Origin of the sequence: Mucilaginibacter sp. L196 (assembly GCF_009765905.1) — a bacterium.
In the GTDB taxonomy this organism is placed as follows: domain Bacteria; phylum Bacteroidota; class Bacteroidia; order Sphingobacteriales; family Sphingobacteriaceae; genus Mucilaginibacter.
In genome coordinates this window covers 150,096-167,531 of sequence record NZ_LMUO01000015.1, presented here as the reverse complement: position 1 = coordinate 167,531, position 17,436 = coordinate 150,096, and the positions used below count along the sequence as shown (strand labels likewise).

Annotated in this window: 22 protein-coding genes; all 22 read right to left on the bottom strand. The window is 41.6% G+C overall.

The features are described from left to right. Positions 1 to 20 precede the first annotated feature (20 nt). Positions 21 to 1,202 (bottom strand): hypothetical protein, encoded by a 1,182-nt coding sequence (locus GSQ74_RS11750; protein ID WP_158993456.1) that lies wholly within the window; start codon positions 1,200 to 1,202, stop codon positions 21 to 23. 97 nt (positions 1,203 to 1,299) lie between these two features. Next, positions 1,300 to 2,382: a hypothetical protein gene (locus GSQ74_RS11745; protein ID WP_158993454.1), complete on the bottom strand. Its 1,083-nt coding sequence runs from the start codon at positions 2,380 to 2,382 to the stop codon at positions 1,300 to 1,302. Between the two features lie 3 nt (positions 2,383 to 2,385). Next, the gene (locus GSQ74_RS22880; RefSeq protein WP_256366295.1) at positions 2,386 to 2,511 is read right to left on the bottom strand and encodes a hypothetical protein; all 126 of its coding nucleotides are present in this window, start codon (positions 2,509 to 2,511) and stop codon (positions 2,386 to 2,388) included. A 31-nt stretch (positions 2,512 to 2,542) separates the two neighbouring features. Continuing rightward, the gene (locus GSQ74_RS11740; protein ID WP_158993452.1) at positions 2,543 to 3,325 is read right to left on the bottom strand and encodes a hypothetical protein; all 783 of its coding nucleotides are present in this window, start codon (positions 3,323 to 3,325) and stop codon (positions 2,543 to 2,545) included. Beyond that, complete coding sequence (locus GSQ74_RS11735; protein WP_158993450.1) at positions 3,325 to 4,509, bottom strand: baseplate J/gp47 family protein; 1,185 nt, start codon at positions 4,507 to 4,509, stop codon at positions 3,325 to 3,327. The genes GSQ74_RS11740 and GSQ74_RS11735 overlap by 1 nt, the downstream gene beginning before the upstream one ends. Positions 4,510 to 4,606: 97 nt before the next feature. Continuing rightward, complete coding sequence (locus GSQ74_RS11730; RefSeq protein WP_158993448.1) at positions 4,607 to 5,086, bottom strand: hypothetical protein; 480 nt, start codon at positions 5,084 to 5,086, stop codon at positions 4,607 to 4,609. A gap of 43 nt (positions 5,087 to 5,129) precedes the next feature. Further along, positions 5,130 to 5,297: a hypothetical protein gene (locus GSQ74_RS11725; RefSeq protein ID WP_158993446.1), complete on the bottom strand. Its 168-nt coding sequence runs from the start codon at positions 5,295 to 5,297 to the stop codon at positions 5,130 to 5,132. Further along, on the bottom strand, positions 5,297 to 6,943 hold the full coding sequence (locus GSQ74_RS11720) for a phage tail tape measure protein (protein ID WP_158993444.1): 1,647 nt from the start codon (positions 6,941 to 6,943) through the stop codon (positions 5,297 to 5,299). Before GSQ74_RS11720 ends, GSQ74_RS11725 begins: the two co-directional genes overlap by 1 nt. Before the next feature lie 180 nt (positions 6,944 to 7,123). Then, complete coding sequence (locus GSQ74_RS11715; RefSeq protein WP_158993442.1) at positions 7,124 to 7,552, bottom strand: hypothetical protein; 429 nt, start codon at positions 7,550 to 7,552, stop codon at positions 7,124 to 7,126. 19 nt (positions 7,553 to 7,571) lie between these two features. Next, positions 7,572 to 7,979: a hypothetical protein gene (locus GSQ74_RS11710; RefSeq protein WP_158993440.1), complete on the bottom strand. Its 408-nt coding sequence runs from the start codon at positions 7,977 to 7,979 to the stop codon at positions 7,572 to 7,574. Positions 7,980 to 8,039: 60 nt separating this feature from the next. Further along, positions 8,040 to 9,563, bottom strand: coding sequence for a hypothetical protein (locus GSQ74_RS11705; RefSeq protein WP_158993438.1), 1,524 nt, complete (start codon positions 9,561 to 9,563; stop codon positions 8,040 to 8,042). Positions 9,564 to 9,941: 378 nt separating this feature from the next. Then, on the bottom strand, positions 9,942 to 10,556 hold the full coding sequence (locus GSQ74_RS11700) for a hypothetical protein (RefSeq protein ID WP_158993436.1): 615 nt from the start codon (positions 10,554 to 10,556) through the stop codon (positions 9,942 to 9,944). Between the two features lie 136 nt (positions 10,557 to 10,692). Then, positions 10,693 to 11,085 (bottom strand): hypothetical protein, encoded by a 393-nt coding sequence (locus GSQ74_RS11695; protein ID WP_158993434.1) that lies wholly within the window; start codon positions 11,083 to 11,085, stop codon positions 10,693 to 10,695. 136 nt (positions 11,086 to 11,221) lie between these two features. Continuing rightward, entirely contained in the window at positions 11,222 to 11,473 is a 252-nt protein-coding gene (locus GSQ74_RS11690; RefSeq protein WP_158993432.1) for a hypothetical protein, read from the bottom strand. Positions 11,474 to 11,566: 93 nt separating this feature from the next. Next, positions 11,567 to 11,983, bottom strand: coding sequence for a hypothetical protein (locus GSQ74_RS11685; RefSeq protein ID WP_158993430.1), 417 nt, complete (start codon positions 11,981 to 11,983; stop codon positions 11,567 to 11,569). Between the two features lie 556 nt (positions 11,984 to 12,539). After that, entirely contained in the window at positions 12,540 to 13,286 is a 747-nt protein-coding gene (locus tag GSQ74_RS11680; protein ID WP_158993428.1) for a hypothetical protein, read from the bottom strand. Between the two features lie 34 nt (positions 13,287 to 13,320). Continuing rightward, positions 13,321 to 14,331 carry a hypothetical protein gene (locus GSQ74_RS11675; protein WP_158993426.1) on the bottom strand — a complete coding sequence of 337 codons (1,011 nt, stop codon included), beginning with the start codon at positions 14,329 to 14,331 and terminating at the stop codon, positions 13,321 to 13,323. A gap of 32 nt (positions 14,332 to 14,363) precedes the next feature. After that, positions 14,364 to 14,753 (bottom strand): hypothetical protein, encoded by a 390-nt coding sequence (locus GSQ74_RS11670; protein ID WP_158993424.1) that lies wholly within the window; start codon positions 14,751 to 14,753, stop codon positions 14,364 to 14,366. Positions 14,754 to 14,757: 4 nt separating this feature from the next. Next, complete coding sequence (dnaN, locus tag GSQ74_RS11665) at positions 14,758 to 15,852, bottom strand: DNA polymerase III subunit beta (RefSeq protein ID WP_158993422.1); 1,095 nt, start codon at positions 15,850 to 15,852, stop codon at positions 14,758 to 14,760. Between the two features lie 16 nt (positions 15,853 to 15,868). Further along, positions 15,869 to 16,354, bottom strand: coding sequence for a hypothetical protein (locus tag GSQ74_RS11660; RefSeq protein WP_158993421.1), 486 nt, complete (start codon positions 16,352 to 16,354; stop codon positions 15,869 to 15,871). A gap of 308 nt (positions 16,355 to 16,662) precedes the next feature. Next, entirely contained in the window at positions 16,663 to 16,872 is a 210-nt protein-coding gene (locus GSQ74_RS22980) for a helix-turn-helix transcriptional regulator (RefSeq protein WP_158993419.1), read from the bottom strand. Further along, a complete protein-coding gene (locus GSQ74_RS11650; protein WP_158993417.1) occupies positions 16,865 to 17,419 on the bottom strand; it encodes a hypothetical protein in 555 nt (184 codons plus the stop codon). Before GSQ74_RS11650 ends, GSQ74_RS22980 begins: the two co-directional genes overlap by 8 nt. Between the last annotated feature and the right edge of the window lie 17 nt (positions 17,420 to 17,436).

Sequence of the window (17,436 nt, the reverse complement as noted above, 5' to 3'; positions counted from 1 at the left end):
CAATTTGAAGTATTCGAAGCCTAATTCAACGTCCACAATTTCCCTACCTCACCATTGCTGTAATAAATATTGCCATCTAATTTAAACAGCACTCCAACAAAAGCGGTAAAGGTATTTACATATGTCAATGCTCCGTTTGCCAGGCTATACTTATTCAAAACTCCATTTACATAATTATAAAGGTTATTGTTATTGATCACCGCATTAGTGGTCTTCACAAATCCTGTATCCAGTGATACTGTTCCTGAATAAGTCAGCGTTCCGGCGCTTAAATTGATGGTGTAAATATCAAAGGCATAATCATCGGTATTATTACCGGTATTATTGCTGATGTAAAGCTTTACGCCATCGGTGTAAATAAATGGCTGATAATCCGTCCCGACAGCAAATGCCGATCCGGATAAGGTCATGAGTATTGGTGTTGTTAAATTGTTTAACGCATATTTATATATCTTATAACTTACTGCGGTCGGGTTAAATGCCAGGCAAAGCACAAAACCACCGATGATCATCATTTCATAAACGATAGTGGTCCCGTTGCTTTCCAGTACACGTATAGGCGATTGCAGATCGTAAGATTCCGGCAGGTCGCTGAACAACGTTCCTTCACTCTGGTAATAAACTTTGGCGCTGTCATTAAAAGCAAGCGGAGTACCGAATGGTGTAAAAGTTTCTGTTGCATCCGTCTCGGCGCCGATGGTGCTCAAACTATAGGCACGCACACCCGATGGATTAATGATCAGTAATACCTCATCTCCGCTGCTAAACGCTGTAACCGCTGTAAAAGCATAAGGATTATTATCACTTCCGGCAAAAGTATATACAGTCCCGGCAACATAATTTTCTACAGATCTGCACAACAAAAAATAATTGGCAGGCAATATTGAAAGATTAAGCCCAACGGTAAACTGCGTGCCTATCAAGTTAAGCTGCTGCTCGATATCATTTAACGCATTTGGTAAATTTTGCAGCGCAGTTACCAGCTGATAACCGTTCAGCTCATTATCCTCATTACCATTGGCGGTAATGCCGGTAATGCGTAACAGCTTATAAATATTGGTCAATATATCGCCGTAAATCTCCCTAACAACAGGGGTGCCACTATTCGGCAGATCAGTTTCGTTAACAACCGTACTGTCCGGGAACTTAGTGAAATCGGTCTCTATTGGTGTACCCGCAGGTAATTGCTTTACGGTTCTCATCTATTTATCTTTATTCAAATTCTCTTTTTCAAAATCCCCTCTCGAGAGGGGTAGGGGTGTGTTTCTACACCATGTCCTGCTACTTGATACGCTATAATTATGAAATCGCTACCACCTCAATATGAATCTTCAAACTCTGAGTTCCGGGAGCAACTTCAGAGATTATCCATTTAAACGATGTCGGACCTAAAGGTACAAACACCGGGCATCTTATTCCATCATCCGTACTTACATTTGTTTGCGATTCGATCATACTTCTTACAAAGTAACTACCGGGCATTGGATTATTAAATGTTACTATAATAATGCTATCAGAATTTGTTCCTTTATTAAACAATACTGCCGAGGCTATATCGCCATGAACAGGGTAGTATAATCCCGGATTACCCCCATTCACATCCACGCCACTAAACCAACCCACATTTTTAACCGGGTTATTTAAACTGTTCAGTGTGGTTTTATCAGCTGCCGACATTAAGCCATTATTGGTTGGCGTTGCAAGATAGGTCCCACTTTCACTACCGTTTAACCTGTTGGTAAACGCAAGTTGGTTGGTATAAGGCGTTGTACCAACCGTGTCGATAGTACCAGCCAATTCCTCAGCCCCTGTAGCCGCTTGTAAAAATCCAAGTTCGGTGCATATTTCTTGCAGATTAAGTGCATTCGCCAGTCGGATCAGCGTAATACCACTATTGGTAACAATCAATTGCAGATAATCACCCGCTTTATAATTACTCGGAACAGTAATAGTTTGATAAACTCCCGACTCTGAACCGGCGATCAGTGTAATGGCATTATTAAAATCAGCCGCAGCCAAACAAACCACCGACTCATTTACATTTAAGGTAGATAACTTTAACCCGACGCTTAGTACATTGGTATTAACACCGCCAATAATTACAGTTGTGGCATTTAAGGCTGCGATATAATCATTCTTTACCGCGAAGTTCATCAGCGCCTGTATTAGCTGGTAACCATTACCAACGGACTCTGGCAAGCCATTATACTGCAAAGCTGCTGCCCGCATCAGGTAAGCGAAAAACTCATGAAGATCACTATAGATCAGCCGGTTTACACCGGTGCCATCACCGGTGCCATCATTATCTTTAATTCTTCCGTCAGGAAAATTAATCAAATCGGAACTATCAATATTCGGCGCGTTAAGCTTATTCGTGGCCATATCTTATTTTTTCTTTAAACTCAAATTCTTATTCACCAATTCCATCGGGTTCACCCAGCGCGTAACATACTCCGGGAAGAACATATTCAATCCAATGCCCAAACAATTAGTCACAAATCTTCTTTTCATTCTGTCTTGCTACTAAATATTTACTACTAAATCACGCATACTGCACAAAAATATAAGCCACCAAATGCGCCGGTTTTAGTTTAAGCACCAATTGCCTGAACTGTTGCTCCCTAGCTGCCGGTACCAATGCGTTGCCGCCCGTAGTACCCATAATAAAAAATGTGGCCCATAAATTACCGCCGACATCAAAATTCTCCGGTTGATCACTATTAGCTATCACCTGGTAATTTCCACCACCGTGTTGTGTACCACCGCCATGTTGCGTTGTGCCGCCATGCTCGGTAGCGTCTGGCTGCTCGCCTAAAATATCAGCAGGCGTTTTATAATAATGGGTGCCATCAGTGTTATAAAAGATATTCTCTACTACTTGCACATTAAACCCGGCAGCCTGTAATTGCGCCTGCAGGTACAAAGGACCCTGCCGGTATAAAATATTTTCAGGGAAAGCCATGGCCTGCGCAATAGCAGTCATCCGCATAGCTATACTTTCCCCATCCGAGGGCACAATACCATAACGATATTCGCCCACAATACAATCACTCTCATCAAAATTGGCGTTGTCTGGCAGCGTACTGTCAACAATTCCATAGCAATCATTAATGGCCCGTAAAAACGATAGGTTAACAGCCTGATGCAATGCCCTGAAATTACTATTCTCAGGTAGATACCATACGCGCCCTGTCGGGTAAAGCTGTAGGTTTAACTTCAGCAGATCACCTTCAGTACTCGTTACCGACGGAAACTTATGCGGCGTATTATACCCATGTGGGGTATTCAACCCATGAACCGTACTATCGTCTGTTACCTGGTACATTAATTATATGTTACATTTCTTAAATAAGGAATATTACCCTCCGCAAATTGGTAACTGTTAGTCACCACACCATCAACTAATAGCTGGAAGGCGTTAAATGTATTAGCATTACCAATTGTATCACTTACCACACTCTGCGCCTTAACGTTCGTCAATGTATCATTACGATCGGTTGATAGATCACACGCGGGGATATAAGGTCTCACCGTTTGTAAAAAAGCTATCAGGTTGGTTTGTATCGTTCCCTGCACCGTGGCATTGCTAGTTTGCAAGCCTGTGATCTGTAAATCAACCGGGATGGTAATTACCGGGTCAATCTCCAAAATAGCCTGAGTAGGTCGTCTGCCACGATAGTTTGTATCCAAAGTAGTATCCGGCGAAAACATTAGCACAGCCTCTACAGCTGCCAGTAAAGCCGCGCTAGGCGTACCATTGCCATCGGTACTGTCTACTGGCGTCGCTTCCACAAAAACCTGCACCACTCCGGCATCACCGTTTTTTACCTGCGGATAAACTTGCTGTACACCCGCCGCATCCGCCGACCATAACCGGTAATCTGTATCTGCGCCTCCCTGTGCCTGTAATCTTATTGCTGCGATAATTTGCTGTTGATATAGCGGAATGCTTTCCGCCTCAGTAGGCTGCGTAGTAACTGCTGTTATAGTAACCTGCTGACTCGCATTTAAAAGAGGCTGTGTAGCTGTAAGATTATCATTTACATTCAGTAAATAATCTTCACCAGCATTTAAGGCCCTAAGTGTGATCATATCACCACTGCCGGTAAGCGTATACCCTGTATCCAATATATACAAAAAACCGGGTGCATTACTGTCCGCGTTTGATTTAAAAGTCAACTGTGCGGGTAATGTTGCACCTGCCGATCCTGTAACAGATGCGGTATAATAACCGTCAGTAGCAGGGTAGGGCTGACGCTTTAAAAATAATTGCCCCCAACGGTTCAATTGCCCTCCCTGCGAAGCAGGGGTTGCTGTATCGGGGAAAAGCTCATTCTGTATATCAACCTGGTATAAGTAAAGCAATTTTAACTCCCCGGCAAGGTTAGAGGCCACCGCATCCAAAACAGTTTTTAATTGCCCGGCCGGCAACACCAAACCCAACTTATTAATCAGGTCTGCCGATATCCGGCTATATAGTTCTACGAGCGTTGGTATTGGTTTTGCCATTATTTTTTATCTCCAAATCTTCAAATCCCTTCTCCACAGAAGTAGGGGTATATTCTGCACATGTATAGCTACTTGATAATAGCTACTAAGTACTATTCTAAATCACTTCCTGTATAATCGCCGTCTGCTTCAGGTTATCCCAAAGTACAGCCAACGTTTGCGATTGCATACTACCATTTTGTGTAAGCTGCACCACTATTTGCACGCTGTTCGTGCTCAAAATGTTTACCGTTACGCTTACAGTTGCAAAATTGCTCAGGTTCGCAAGGTCATTCTGCGCAGCCAGTTGTATAGCCACACGGCCATTACTGGTCAGCGGGTTATTTTTAAGAGCCCTTTCGGTCTGACTGTTAAATTGTTGGGGAGATCCATTCGGAAAAAGCAAGCTATTACCCCACCAATCCAACCTGATCTCATCTGTAGGCTCATTACCCAGGGTATCAGCTTCCACATTACCACCGAACATCGAAACATAGGCCGTTTGCAAAAGCACATCGCCCAGCGCCAGGTCATTGCTTAAAACCGCAAGATCCCCACCGTTACCAGTCTCATAAATCGAAAGATCATTTCCTACCATATTCTTTTTAAAGTCTCCCCAACCGGGGGCGATTTAGAGGGGGTTATTTCTTCAATACGCCACCCAGTTCCACAATCAGCACACCAATGCTTTTCTTCTCCGTACTGCCCATGTATATCTGGTAAACCATTTCTATATTGCTGCCATTAGTGGCAAAATCTGCACGCTCCAAAGCGTTCTTTATATCGTTTTTTATATTATTCTTAAGCATTAATGTTGCCCGGTAGTATGCGTTACTTTAGCGTTATTATGTTTAAGATTTTTCTGCTTAATATCCTTAACATGGCCTCCCGGGTCTTTAATGATAACCTCCAATGTTCCCGCTTGGGTTGTGTGAGTTCCGCTATTTGCTTTTGGGTTTACCTGTGGGGGGGGGGGCAGAGCAGGCTTTTTTGTCGCCGGATCGTCCGAAACATCAGCGCCAATATTTTGCCTGAATTTTAATATGCCATTTGCTGCGCCGTTTAAAAATCCTAAACCTGGTATTTTTGATAAGATGCGCAACATCTGCTCCAGCGGATAAAGTACGGAGTCGGCAATGGCAACACCAATCATTTTTATACCGGCCACAATTCCATCTGATGCAAAAGCATTCTTGATCTTGTCCCAATATTTTATAAAAGTCATAACCAGCGAAATCACCAGCCCCAATGGACCCATAAGTACACTCACTGCTGCACCCCACTGATGCCAGTGTTTGGTAACTTCGTATACTAAACCAATTAAGGCTACTATACCAATGATAATCAGTCCAACGGGGTTCGCATCCATAATAAGATTCAACGCCCCCATTGCTTCATCCCATAACTGAATGGCATCTTTAACAGTGTCCACAACACCTGTTAATGTAGATATTATATTCGAAAAATTACCAACATACGTTGCTGTTTTCGAAATAAATGAGCTTAGTTGAGGATTTGCGTTCGTCCAATCGAGCATTTTATTAACTATTGACGTTAAATCCCCACTCAGTTTTGACAATACCGGCGGCAATATATTACCGACCGTTGTAGCAAAAGCCTGGACATTATTACCCGATAATTTAAATTGCGAATTAGATGTACCCAACATGGCTTGCCCACCACCATTATTAGCTTGCAGCACAGGTGAGTGCTTGAACTTTTTATTAGCTGTGCCAGTCAAAGCCGATGCGCCCGAAGATCCTTGTTTTCCTCCCCAAGCCTTGGCGCCGCTTAAACCTAATTTAGTAGTGGCTTTACTTACACCTTCAAATGCTGGCACCATCCCGACAAGTTTCTTGATCAGGTCGTTCCCATCCTTACTACTCAACTGTTGAAATACCTTTTGCATATCCTTGCTTGGTTTAAGCAAGGCGTTAATAGAATCGGTAATCTCAGTATAAGCTTCCGATACAGGCCCCCCAATAGTCTTCAATGCAGCCGTAATAGTACTAACCTTAGTCATCTGAAGCCCAAAGTCTTCAGCCGCTTTTGCAGCATAAATCAATGGTTCTGCAATCGTATTACCGGCACTTAATGCCGATGCCCCGGTCTGCTTCGCATTCGGACGTACATTCCCTGCCGCTTTAGCAGCGTGAATCAATGGTTCTGCAATCGTATTACCGGCACTTAATGCCGATGCCCCGATATGCTTCGTATTCGGACCTACATTCCCTGCCGATTTGCTTAGGTCAGCATAATATTTCTGAGTTTTACTCTGAACCTTATCCAGGCTGTTACCCATTTTATCTAGCACGCCCGAAAAATTGTCGAACGCGGTAACTATGGGCAGAATTTTACTCTGAAACTTATCCAGGCTGTCACCCATTTTATCTAGCACGCCCGAAAACTTGTCGAACGCGGTAAATATGGGAGGAATAGTTAAAGTGGCAGCCATTTATTTTTTAGGTATAATTGTTTTTTTGTTCTTCATGTTGCTCCAAAACATCATTGTACCAGTATATCAGGCCAAAATGATCTTTGCTGTCGCAATACATGAGATCTACATAGGTCGGACTGGCCCACGGGTATGATCGGCAAAGTGTTTTAATTACGCCGTCATAATCCTGTAACCAGTCTACATAAAAACCGAACTCAGTTGATCGATGACACGTTCATCAAATTTGCTCGGAAACTTATCAAGCATAGCAACGGGCTGCCCTGTTAAATGGGCTTTAAGCTTATTAATCAATTTAAAGCTGTCATTCTTTAAATCAATACCCTTTGCAAGTTTTTCTTTCTCACTCGAGCGGATCCTGGTCACAAACGTAATTTTATCTAAGGCCAAACTTCCGTTATCGGTCATAATAGATTTTTTTAAAGTATAGGTAGGTACCTGTTCATCATTAAAAGTTAACAAGCCTAATTTTATCGCTTCTAAAACATCCGGATAATCCTCGTTAAGTTTTTCATCGTTAATGGTCTTCTCCAGGTGATACTCAGCAAATACTTTTAACTCTTCAATGGCTACCTCTTCGGCTACCTTAACTTCACTTGTTATTTTCATAAATTATTAGATTTTTTAATTAAGATATTAGTTCCAGTACCCCACCGCCGGATACTTTCAGTTTTACTGAAGCTGTATTGGTGTCTGGGGTAATTTCACCAACCGGTCTGCCGGTTCCTTTCCATATGGCGCCTGAGACATGGCTAAACGTCCATACACCATCGTGTGGATCTCCCGCCATAGCGTTCAAAGACCCCATCTCGTTATCCGATACAAAATCTACCGCTATTGATCCTTCAATGCTCCAGCGCTTATTGTTTATTATAACAATACTCACCCCGCCGCCAGTCACGCTATTAGCTTCATCATTGGAACGCAAACCACCTTTATCAGGCGTAAAAGCCTCATTTGATTTTGGCGCATAACGAAAGCTGCCAAGTGGGTGCATGCAAGTCACCTCTGTAAAATCACCGCCTATATAACCCATGTTTTTAAATTTTAATGTCGTTTTTATCTTAAATTCTTGATACTTAATTCTTGGCTCTTATTAAAACCCAGCTGTTGCAGTAGTGCTCTCAATCCTTGCAATACCTGTACGCTTATAGCTAAATGCGGTTTCAAACCTGTTTGGATTGGTACTTGACACCTGTACATTTAATGAGGACTTGCTAAATGCAGGGTCATTGATCAATGCTGCCTGCGCTTGGTTATCGAAGTAATCATAAACTACAGCTTTCCACTGTGATGGCTTAATCGCATTCGCAGCGGTTGTAACCTGGTTATCAGCCACAATCACTTTATCGTTCACATAAATTGCCTGTAAAATGCTGTAGCCATCTTTAATATTCCAGTCCAGGTTTAGGTTACGGCAATAGTTAAATTGCAACGGAACTTCGCCTGCCGGGTGATAAGTGGTAACCAGGTCTTGTATTTGGTAAGCACCGTTAACCAGTGTTACTGTAGAACAGCCAGCCTGTACCAATAAATCGCGGTTGTTATACGATGCCATATCACCGATAGTATTGGTAGATGGCACCGGCATATCCGGGTAACTCTGCGCGTTAACATCAAGCTGCGGTGTATTCTGCATTATAGGGCAAAACAAAGTAACCACATTGGCCGCTGCTTCCCAGTTCATACCTGCCGATCCTGGTGCAGGGCATAACACATTCGTTACCTGGCTAATCCTTGCCGAAGCATTCGTAATAGCAGTGAAGTTGGCAACATCTGATACTGTACTGCCAAAAAATGCCATAAAAGGCGTAAACACATCACCCGAATATTGTCCGGTAGGGTTTAAATTATCTGGCACACCGTTAAATTCTTCCAACTCGGCTAAAGTTCCGTTATCACCGTACGGGTTTAAAACAGTCGTATACCAGGTGCTTTCAAATTGTGCTAAAGTGGCAGTCAGATCCACTGCTCCCGCACCTGCGGTATTCAGTGTCTGGGCGTAAGTAACACCGGCAGCACTACCACCATTGTCAACCGAAATATTAATATTGGCGGATGTAGCACCTGCCCAAACAGTGGTAAAGGTTAGAACACCGGCAGCGGTAGTAACCGCGACAGGCGCGCCCAATACTGCATTTATAGCGTTAGCTGCTTTCGTAGCTATCGCCGTCGGCGTATCACCAATGGCAACCGCGAAACTGTAAGTCTGGTAATCCAGGTTATAACGGCCATTGATAACAAAGGTATGCGTAGCATTAGCCGTTGCTGTACCGGTTATCGTCCATTCAATTACCGTTTGCGAAGCACCTTCGGCACTTAGCTGCGGCATTACAAAAACAGGTATACCGTCAATCCCGCTCCCGCTAATCGGGAATAGTATCCGCGACATCTGGTGGATAGGGCTACCATAGCCATAAACTTGACCCGCTTGCGCTGCCGAAGTGATTTGCAATGCCTGCGTAGTAATACTACCCTGGTTGGCAACATTTGCCTCCCCAAACATTGCCACTATTTGCGGCAGATTAGGCGTTTCATTGCTGAAAGAGCCTTTATTCAACTGGTAACCGCTTACGCGGCTCATCCTTTGTAATCCAATGGCTGTCGATATACTACTCATATTTTTATGTTAATTTTTTATTTTTTTTTAAATCCCCTCTCTAGAGAAGGGTTGGGTGTGTGTTCTACACCTAGTCCTGATTCGAGAATCAAGATTCTTGAATTTTGAATTTTGAATTTCCTTCTTCCTTCTCCCTCCTTCATTCCTCGAATCTTGATTCTTGAATCTTAATTATACTTTTCTCCGCGAGGCTGGCGCGAAGGGAACTAGCCTTCGGCCATCGCTCCCGGCTCGATCGCCATACTAAGCCTAATTGGAGTAATAATACCCCTGGGTACCACCCCGCTTTCTTGCGTATTAATTTCACTCAGTCTAACCCGTAGACATATGGAAATCTGGTATCTTTATTAAATTATTTCCGCTCTTCGCTCCTCTAAACTATTGAGGTGTATTCAACGTATATACATACCCTTTATCCGTTTCATCCAACGTAACGTTGGTGTCAATGCCAAACAAACTGCTGGTCGGGAACAATTGCTGGCTCTCCTGTATTCTTACCGTAAAAGTGAGTACACCATGCCGCTCGTAATTTACAATTGGTTTTCCCGCAAAGTGATTCGTATTTATCTTCTCAACATAACTGCCTCCAATTATACCAGGCGCAAAACCCAAATCTTTCGTTTTAGGGCTGCTCAGTATATAGGCACACATCGCCAAAAAGTGATGTAACCGTTTACCTGAGTCTAAACTACCCGTTGGAATATCCTCGGTCGATACTGCTGTTGAATATACATGGATGTAAAAATTCGTTTTACCCAGTCTATCCTGTTGCGTCCATTGGCTATATTCAGCGCGCCCAAAATTCACATTCACAATTACCACTTCCGTTGTAGGATCAAAGGGCGTTAACCGCTCCTGGTAAACATTTACCGGATCTGTAAACTGTTGCAAAGTTTGCTGATTGGTAAGCTCTATTGCAAGTAGCGCTCCAATCGCATCTCTCACCTGTTCAAACCCTGATGCTGGTATTATTTCTGTTATTACTGCCGCCATCTTTAATTTTCAATCCCAATCCCCGCTCCAGAGAGGGGGGTAAGAGTATGTTCTACACTCAGTGTAGCTCACTAAATACTAGCTATTTGGTATTAAGCCGTAGATAGCGCTTCCTGTAAAAGTGCCCTTACCGATATTATTTTTTAGCCGGAACTTTTTTAGCCGGTAAAATTGCTGCCAAAGCTGTTTGTGCTTCAGTCAAAGTAGTGGTAGCAGCTGCAACCACCTCAACCAATGGCTGTAATTCAACCTCGGTAGCCGTAGGATTAGCCGTTTTAAAAGCCTCTAAAGTACGCTGTGCAGTATTCAATTCTTCAGTCGCTACATCAACCGCCTTTTGTGCATCAGCAGCTTGCTGCTCAGTACTCTGGTTATCATCAGCAGTAGTTTCTTGTACTTCAGCAATAAATCCATTTTCAATCAGATTCGCCGGGGTATCCGTTAACTGGTCAGCAGTAACAATAGTTCCTGATTTAGCCTTAACGTTGTTCTTTAACAATAAGGCAGTAGGCAATACTTTATACTTCATAATTTATGTTTTTACCTCAATTAAGGGGCTATTTTTTATCTTGATTCCTGACTCCATAAACGCCTCCCGATAAAGGATAATACATGTAAACAAACTTAAAATATTAATTATACAAACTATCTAAAAACGCAAAAAATTATGCATATACTGTCAAGGATTTGACAGTAAAGGAACTCAGAGCCCGCCATATGGTGCGATCGTTTTTATCAAATTTCTCTTTAGCCTCAATCACAGCCTCACTCAATGTAATCCCCCTGGTATCAACTTGTTCATGCACCCACAAATAAATTTCCCTATAAGTAAACACCTTCATGCCAACAAGCCCCGCCCGGTACATCGCCGACAAAGCCCCGGCCTCATACAAGGAATTAACTAAACCTATATCCATCAAAATTAAATTAAGTAAATCAAAATCCCCTATACAAAGAGGGGTAGGGGTGTGTTTATCGCTCTGACTTGATACTAACTACCTTGCTACTTCTTAAGATACTACAATCATAATCTGCTGATTAGGAAAATCAGTCGGACTATCCAACCCGCTCAATATCATATTCACCGGATCATATTGCAATGGCGACACCAATACGTAAGCGCCAGTTCCGGCACTATCCACATAGGCACTAATACTTTTAGGGAAAGCAGGTACCGAATAGGCACTTAAACTTACATAAAAATTAGGATCAGCACCCAATATTGCCGAAGCCGTCAAATTAATAGGTGGCAATCCCGCAACACCGGCAATAAACTGCCAGTTAGTAGTAATGGTAACCACACTATTAACACCCGAAGTGTTAATATAGGTATTACCATCCGGGCCAGTAACCACCGTGCCAACCCTCACCTTAAGCAAGGCGCTCCAATTAAGGCTCTTATTTAATATTTTCGCTGATACTTGCATTATATGTTTATTTATTCAATTCATTTATATATACAATGAGTGCAGATGCTATTGTTGTTGCATTCGTGCGGATCTTCACCTGTCCGTCATCCAGCTCATACTTTTCAATACCCTACCAACACCACAAACGGTATTAGCCAACAAATCAAGCTAATTGGCAATAATCACATCAATAGCAGTTCTTTTAGCTCTACCAAATCAGTCTTGCTGCGTAAATAATCTGCGATAATATACTCCGGGTAAAGAAACATGAAAACAAATATAAAAATTATATATGCAAACTATCCAAAAACGCAAATTAAATTCTTTAAAATGAAAAATAATCGAAAAAAAGAAAGCCCGCTAAGCTGGCACCTGCGGGACTCTCAACTAACTATAAACCTAAATAACACGGAGGGAAAAATATACTTTGATCAAATATAAAATATATTATATACAAACTATCCAAAAACGAAAATAAATTTATCGATAAATCCAAATGCGCGTAATGGCCTGATGGAAAAAGCGGGCCATTAGCAACCAAACCATACACCCTTTGTGATTAAGAGTTCTGGTATCAACATGATTTTTTTGGGTATTTAGTTAAGTATTCATTCATTCGTTCATTCTTACACAGCTGGGCAAGTATATACTGCCATTGCTTATGCTCCAGGTAAGCATTTATATCCAGTATGCGCGGAATCATTTTAGGCAGTTTATTAGCAAATGGATTTTTCATCAATCCATATTTTCTTATCATGCGTGCTTTACCAGGTAATTGCTGTATCATGTGTAGATCGCTAAACTGTTGCAACCAATTTTGGTGTATGGTAGCAATTGGGTTATCAATTGGCTTCTTTTGCGCGGCTTTGGCTTTTTCCCGCTCTTCTTTATGTTTTGCTAACCTGGCACGTAGTATGGCTATATTGGTTTTAAACAATTCATCATAGCGCGTATCATCAGCATCTATACGCTCAGGCAATAATGGCTGCATGCTATACATTTTAAACGCTTCATTTTGGTTTGAGTTGATCTCGGCAGCTACAAAATCACGTTCCTGATCATACACATTCAGGCAATGAAGGATGATTTGGCCATCAAACCTATCGTACAGTTGGCCATATTTGCCTGTTTTAATCCCGTCAAAGCATAATTTAAAATCTTCCGGCTTCAGGTGGCTGTAATGCTTCATAATCAACCCTACGGTTTCAATAACCTGTGCATCACTCATGGTTTTGCCAACGTTCACAAACTGCGTTACGTCTGATATCATGATGTTGACCAATGCACGCCCCACCAGGTCATTACCAAGCGCCCTGGTCATGCTGCGTAGGTTTAAACTTTTGCTTACAAATGCTTCAGTTATGCTCTTCGTCGAAATATTTGTGTAAAAAGTCTTCGGATTTTTGAGCGAGATTTTCAACGCTGCTATTTCTTTCGATTCTACCGTTGGCAGCGTTAGGCTTGGCAATGTTGGAGCCGGTATGTTTGGTTTTGCTGATGACATGGTTGTTTAATTGTTGTAATTTTTCACGATTTAATTCTGATGGTACCCAGTAATAAAAGTTTTGCGCTATTTCTTTCCATGGTGGCATCCTGATCAAATAATTATCCTTTTTTGTGGCATAAAACTTCTCAAAAAGCTTTTCACGCTGATCGTATAGCGGCTTTTTATCCTCCTCCGGCATATTATCCCACTTCGTATCAGGGTTTCTCGAAATCAGTTCTGCGGATAGGTGAAATCGGATCACATTCCACCAATTAGCCGCTTTACTGACCTGCACTATCGCTTCTTCAAGGCTCGGAACAGGTTTCTTTTCTTTTTGCGCGGAACTTTTTTCTTTTTCTGAAAGATGGGTGTGTTCAGGGAAGGCTATATTTCCGGTTTTGTCCCGGTCGGCTTCCTCAATTTTCGCGGTACGCGTATTAACATCAATATCTTCTAAGTCTAAAGTAGAAGTTCTAAGTTCTAAGTTTAAAGGCGTACTACCACCGTTTTCACACGGTTCTTGCACCGTGCTTGTACTGTGCAAAACAGGTGCCGGTATGGTACTTTGTTGTTCATTAACATGTACGTCTTGATGCTTTTTGAAGTTAATTATCTGTATCGCTGCAACCTGTTCACCATTTATTTGTGTTTTGTAACGAACTACAAAATTTTTGCTCACTAACTTATTTAAAGCAGTCTCTATGTTTAAATTATCGTAAGGCATTAACTCAGATTTTAAACGCTTTGGGCGGTCTTCCAGGCGCCCTTCCCGATCGGCCCAGCACCATAAACCTTGAAAGAATAACCGGATCAGTGGCGACAATTCTGCCAGATCCTCATTCTTAAAAAAGCTAGGTTTTAAATATCTCTTTCTCGGCATTTGGTATAATTAATTAGATGTATTTGTGTTTATTAATAGCCAATAAATTGCTTATTCAGCAGTTTTGTTATCACGCTGCTCACAGTCGGCGTTTTTACGTTAAACTTTATTCCTATTCGGTCCAGTGTTTGGTCAGGATCGCGATAGTAGCTGTCAATAATCTTTCTCTCCAATTTACTGGGCTTGTTCCTATGCCTTTTTAAAGTTGCATTGCGGTAAATATGCGACTTGGCGTCCCATATCTCTTGTAAGTTGTCCAGGTTGATGTTAATCAGGCCTCCAACGCATTCTTTTTTATTTTTGAGTTCTGTTGCGTCAGTCTCTAAATCAGATTGCTTATAAGCCTTTATTTTCAATGTTAGGCTTTCCAGTTCGCCATAAAGCTTTTCATTATCCGCACATATCGTATTGTAAGGGCCCATGTAATTATTTACCTAAAGGCATCAACAACATTAAATTGGTAGTAACTTGCTCACTAGCTTCATCACTGCGGACCAAAAAAGCACGTTGAGGAGATTTAAAGGAAAAACTGATCATTTCAGCCGTCAGGTTCTTTAAACAGCTGATCAGCATTTTGCCATTAAACTTAGCGGATGTCTCTTCACCGGTGTATTGCATATTTAAGGTTTCATTGGCAAATTCACCAATTGAGTTCTCGGCAGATATGGCTATCTTATTATCAGATATATTCAGTTTAACCGTGTTAAAGCTATCATCACAAAACTGCGCCACTCGCTGTAATGATCCCAATAACTCATAGCGGCCCACATTCAGCACCTTATCATTATCCTTTTGGATCACAGCAATATAATCCGGGTATTTTTCATCAATCAGGCGGCTTTTAAGCACCGTAGAATGATTTACCTCAAATACAATACTCTTATTATCCAGCTTTATAGTAATCCTTGTATTTGGGATCAAACCAAGCAGTATCGAAAGAACTTTAACAGGAACTATAAAGCTTTTTTCGCTTTTAATATCCACGTCATAGCTATAAATCGCTAAAATATGGGCATTTGTACCGGTGTAGGTTACCTGGTTTTTATAAAACGATACGGATACTCTCGTCATCGCTGGGCGAGTATGATCAGCGATGCAAGCAAATGTTGTTTTACCAACTCCGGCTAACAGATCCTCACTAAGCATATCAAATTTGATCTCTTCCTTATTAGTTTGCAATTGGTAATCAACAGCATCATAAAAAGGAATCGTATAATTACCGCATGATGCTTCAATCTTTATCGTATTGGTATCAATGGTGAACATGATAGGTTGTTCGGTCAAATCCTTAATCAAACCATACAAACGGGCAGATGGAAGCGCGATGTCCTTTTTTATCTCGCTTTTAATATCGATCTGCTTCTCCAGGTAAACTTCCAGGTTGCCGCCGATGATCACCAGCTTATTATTGTCAATTTTAAATAAGTAGCATTCCATAATCGGTAGCATGCTTTTACTGATGCATTTACCCGTAATAGTAAGGACATCTAATAACACGGACTTTTGTACAATAAATTTCATTTTATTAGCTTTTTCGTTATACGGGTCTTATGAAATATTCTTTAAACCGTTTCTCATTTTTAACCACCCAAACAGTATCGATATCCAAACTGTGATGTTTGCGTAGGATAGGGATGTAGGTTCTTAATTCCTGTGTGCCTACAATTTTTAATACACTTTGCACAGTAAGGCGCTTGCCATCTAAAAGCAGTTGTCTTATCTGGCTCAGGTGATCGTTATTCACTTCCAAGCCACCGTCAGTAGCAATCTTGTCAAACTTGCTGCACGTAGGCCAATTTGCTTTATGGTCAGTTGCAGGCCCGTTGGTGATGGTTCGCAGATCGCATTTGAAAAAGTTCTTTGCCCCGTTACCTTTTGATGCCAAATGCTTACAAGCTTTGCACCTGGTATTATCCGGCCCCGCACCAAATACTGCGATACATGGATTTATATTAAAACTTCCCGACCGGTTTTTAAGCGGCAGTACTTTGCTTAGTTCCTGTTCTCCGAATAAGTTTGTCATTTGCGTTTTAATTGTTAAATAAACCCGGCTTTACATCGCGTGCCACCGGGGTCAACCTAAACCTTATCACAATTACCAGCCAGATCGGCCGGTTGTAGAATAGAGCGGAATCGAACCACCTTCTTTTAGCTAACTTTTCACTTCCCGGTTTGCCATTGCTCCCGGATGATAGTTCAAGCTATCGCATGTCATCATGCTCCTATCCCTGCTGTATCTTAATTAAATTTAAACCAGGTTTTACTCTCACCTGATTCTTTTGTTATTGTTGTTTCAAAGCACATCTTCCTTTAAATGGTGGATCAGTCCTTTCATTGCATTTCTTGGGTTAGCAGGTCATCAGTTGTTACCTCAAAATATCTGGCAATTGCTATTAGCCGATTATAATGCGGCTCACCCCGGCCTTCCTCATATGAGCCCCATGTGCCTCGTTTAATCATAAGATCATCAGCAACTTTTTCTTGGGTCAATTCCTTCCGCTTGCGTAGAGCCTTAATATTGGGGGCGAAATAATTAGTCATATTGGCCAAACTCTTCTTTAAGTAAAGTCAACAGCATCTCTCTTATTGGTGCACCTCCACGCTCATTCCTTATCTCCTGAAATAGTTTTAAAAATTTGCTTGCCTTTTTATGATGATGCGAGTGTTCAATAGCAAGCGCATTCATGTCATATGGTTTAATTAGTTCAAGCAGGTTATAATCAACTCCGTATTTGTTAAAGATGATCCTGCCGAATTTCTCTTCAATTGGGCCATACAAAGGCGCAAGGATCACTTTAAGTGGCTTTATCACATCTCCAAGATATGCTTCGGGGGTATCGTGTAAAAGCGCAACAGGCTTAAGAGGTATAGGTGCCAAATGCCAAACCAAAAGAGTATGCAATGCAACAGAATGGAAGTTTGACGTTTGCCCTCCAAATCGTGCTATATTAGATAATCCGGTTGCTATATCAGGTAAAGTGAACATATGAGGTTCCGGATCATGTAAGCTGATGAGTAAGCCGGACGAAGAATTAAAAAATCCATCGCTGCTCAAATGAACAGGGTACAATACTTTATTATTGGTCATTGATATATAATTAATTA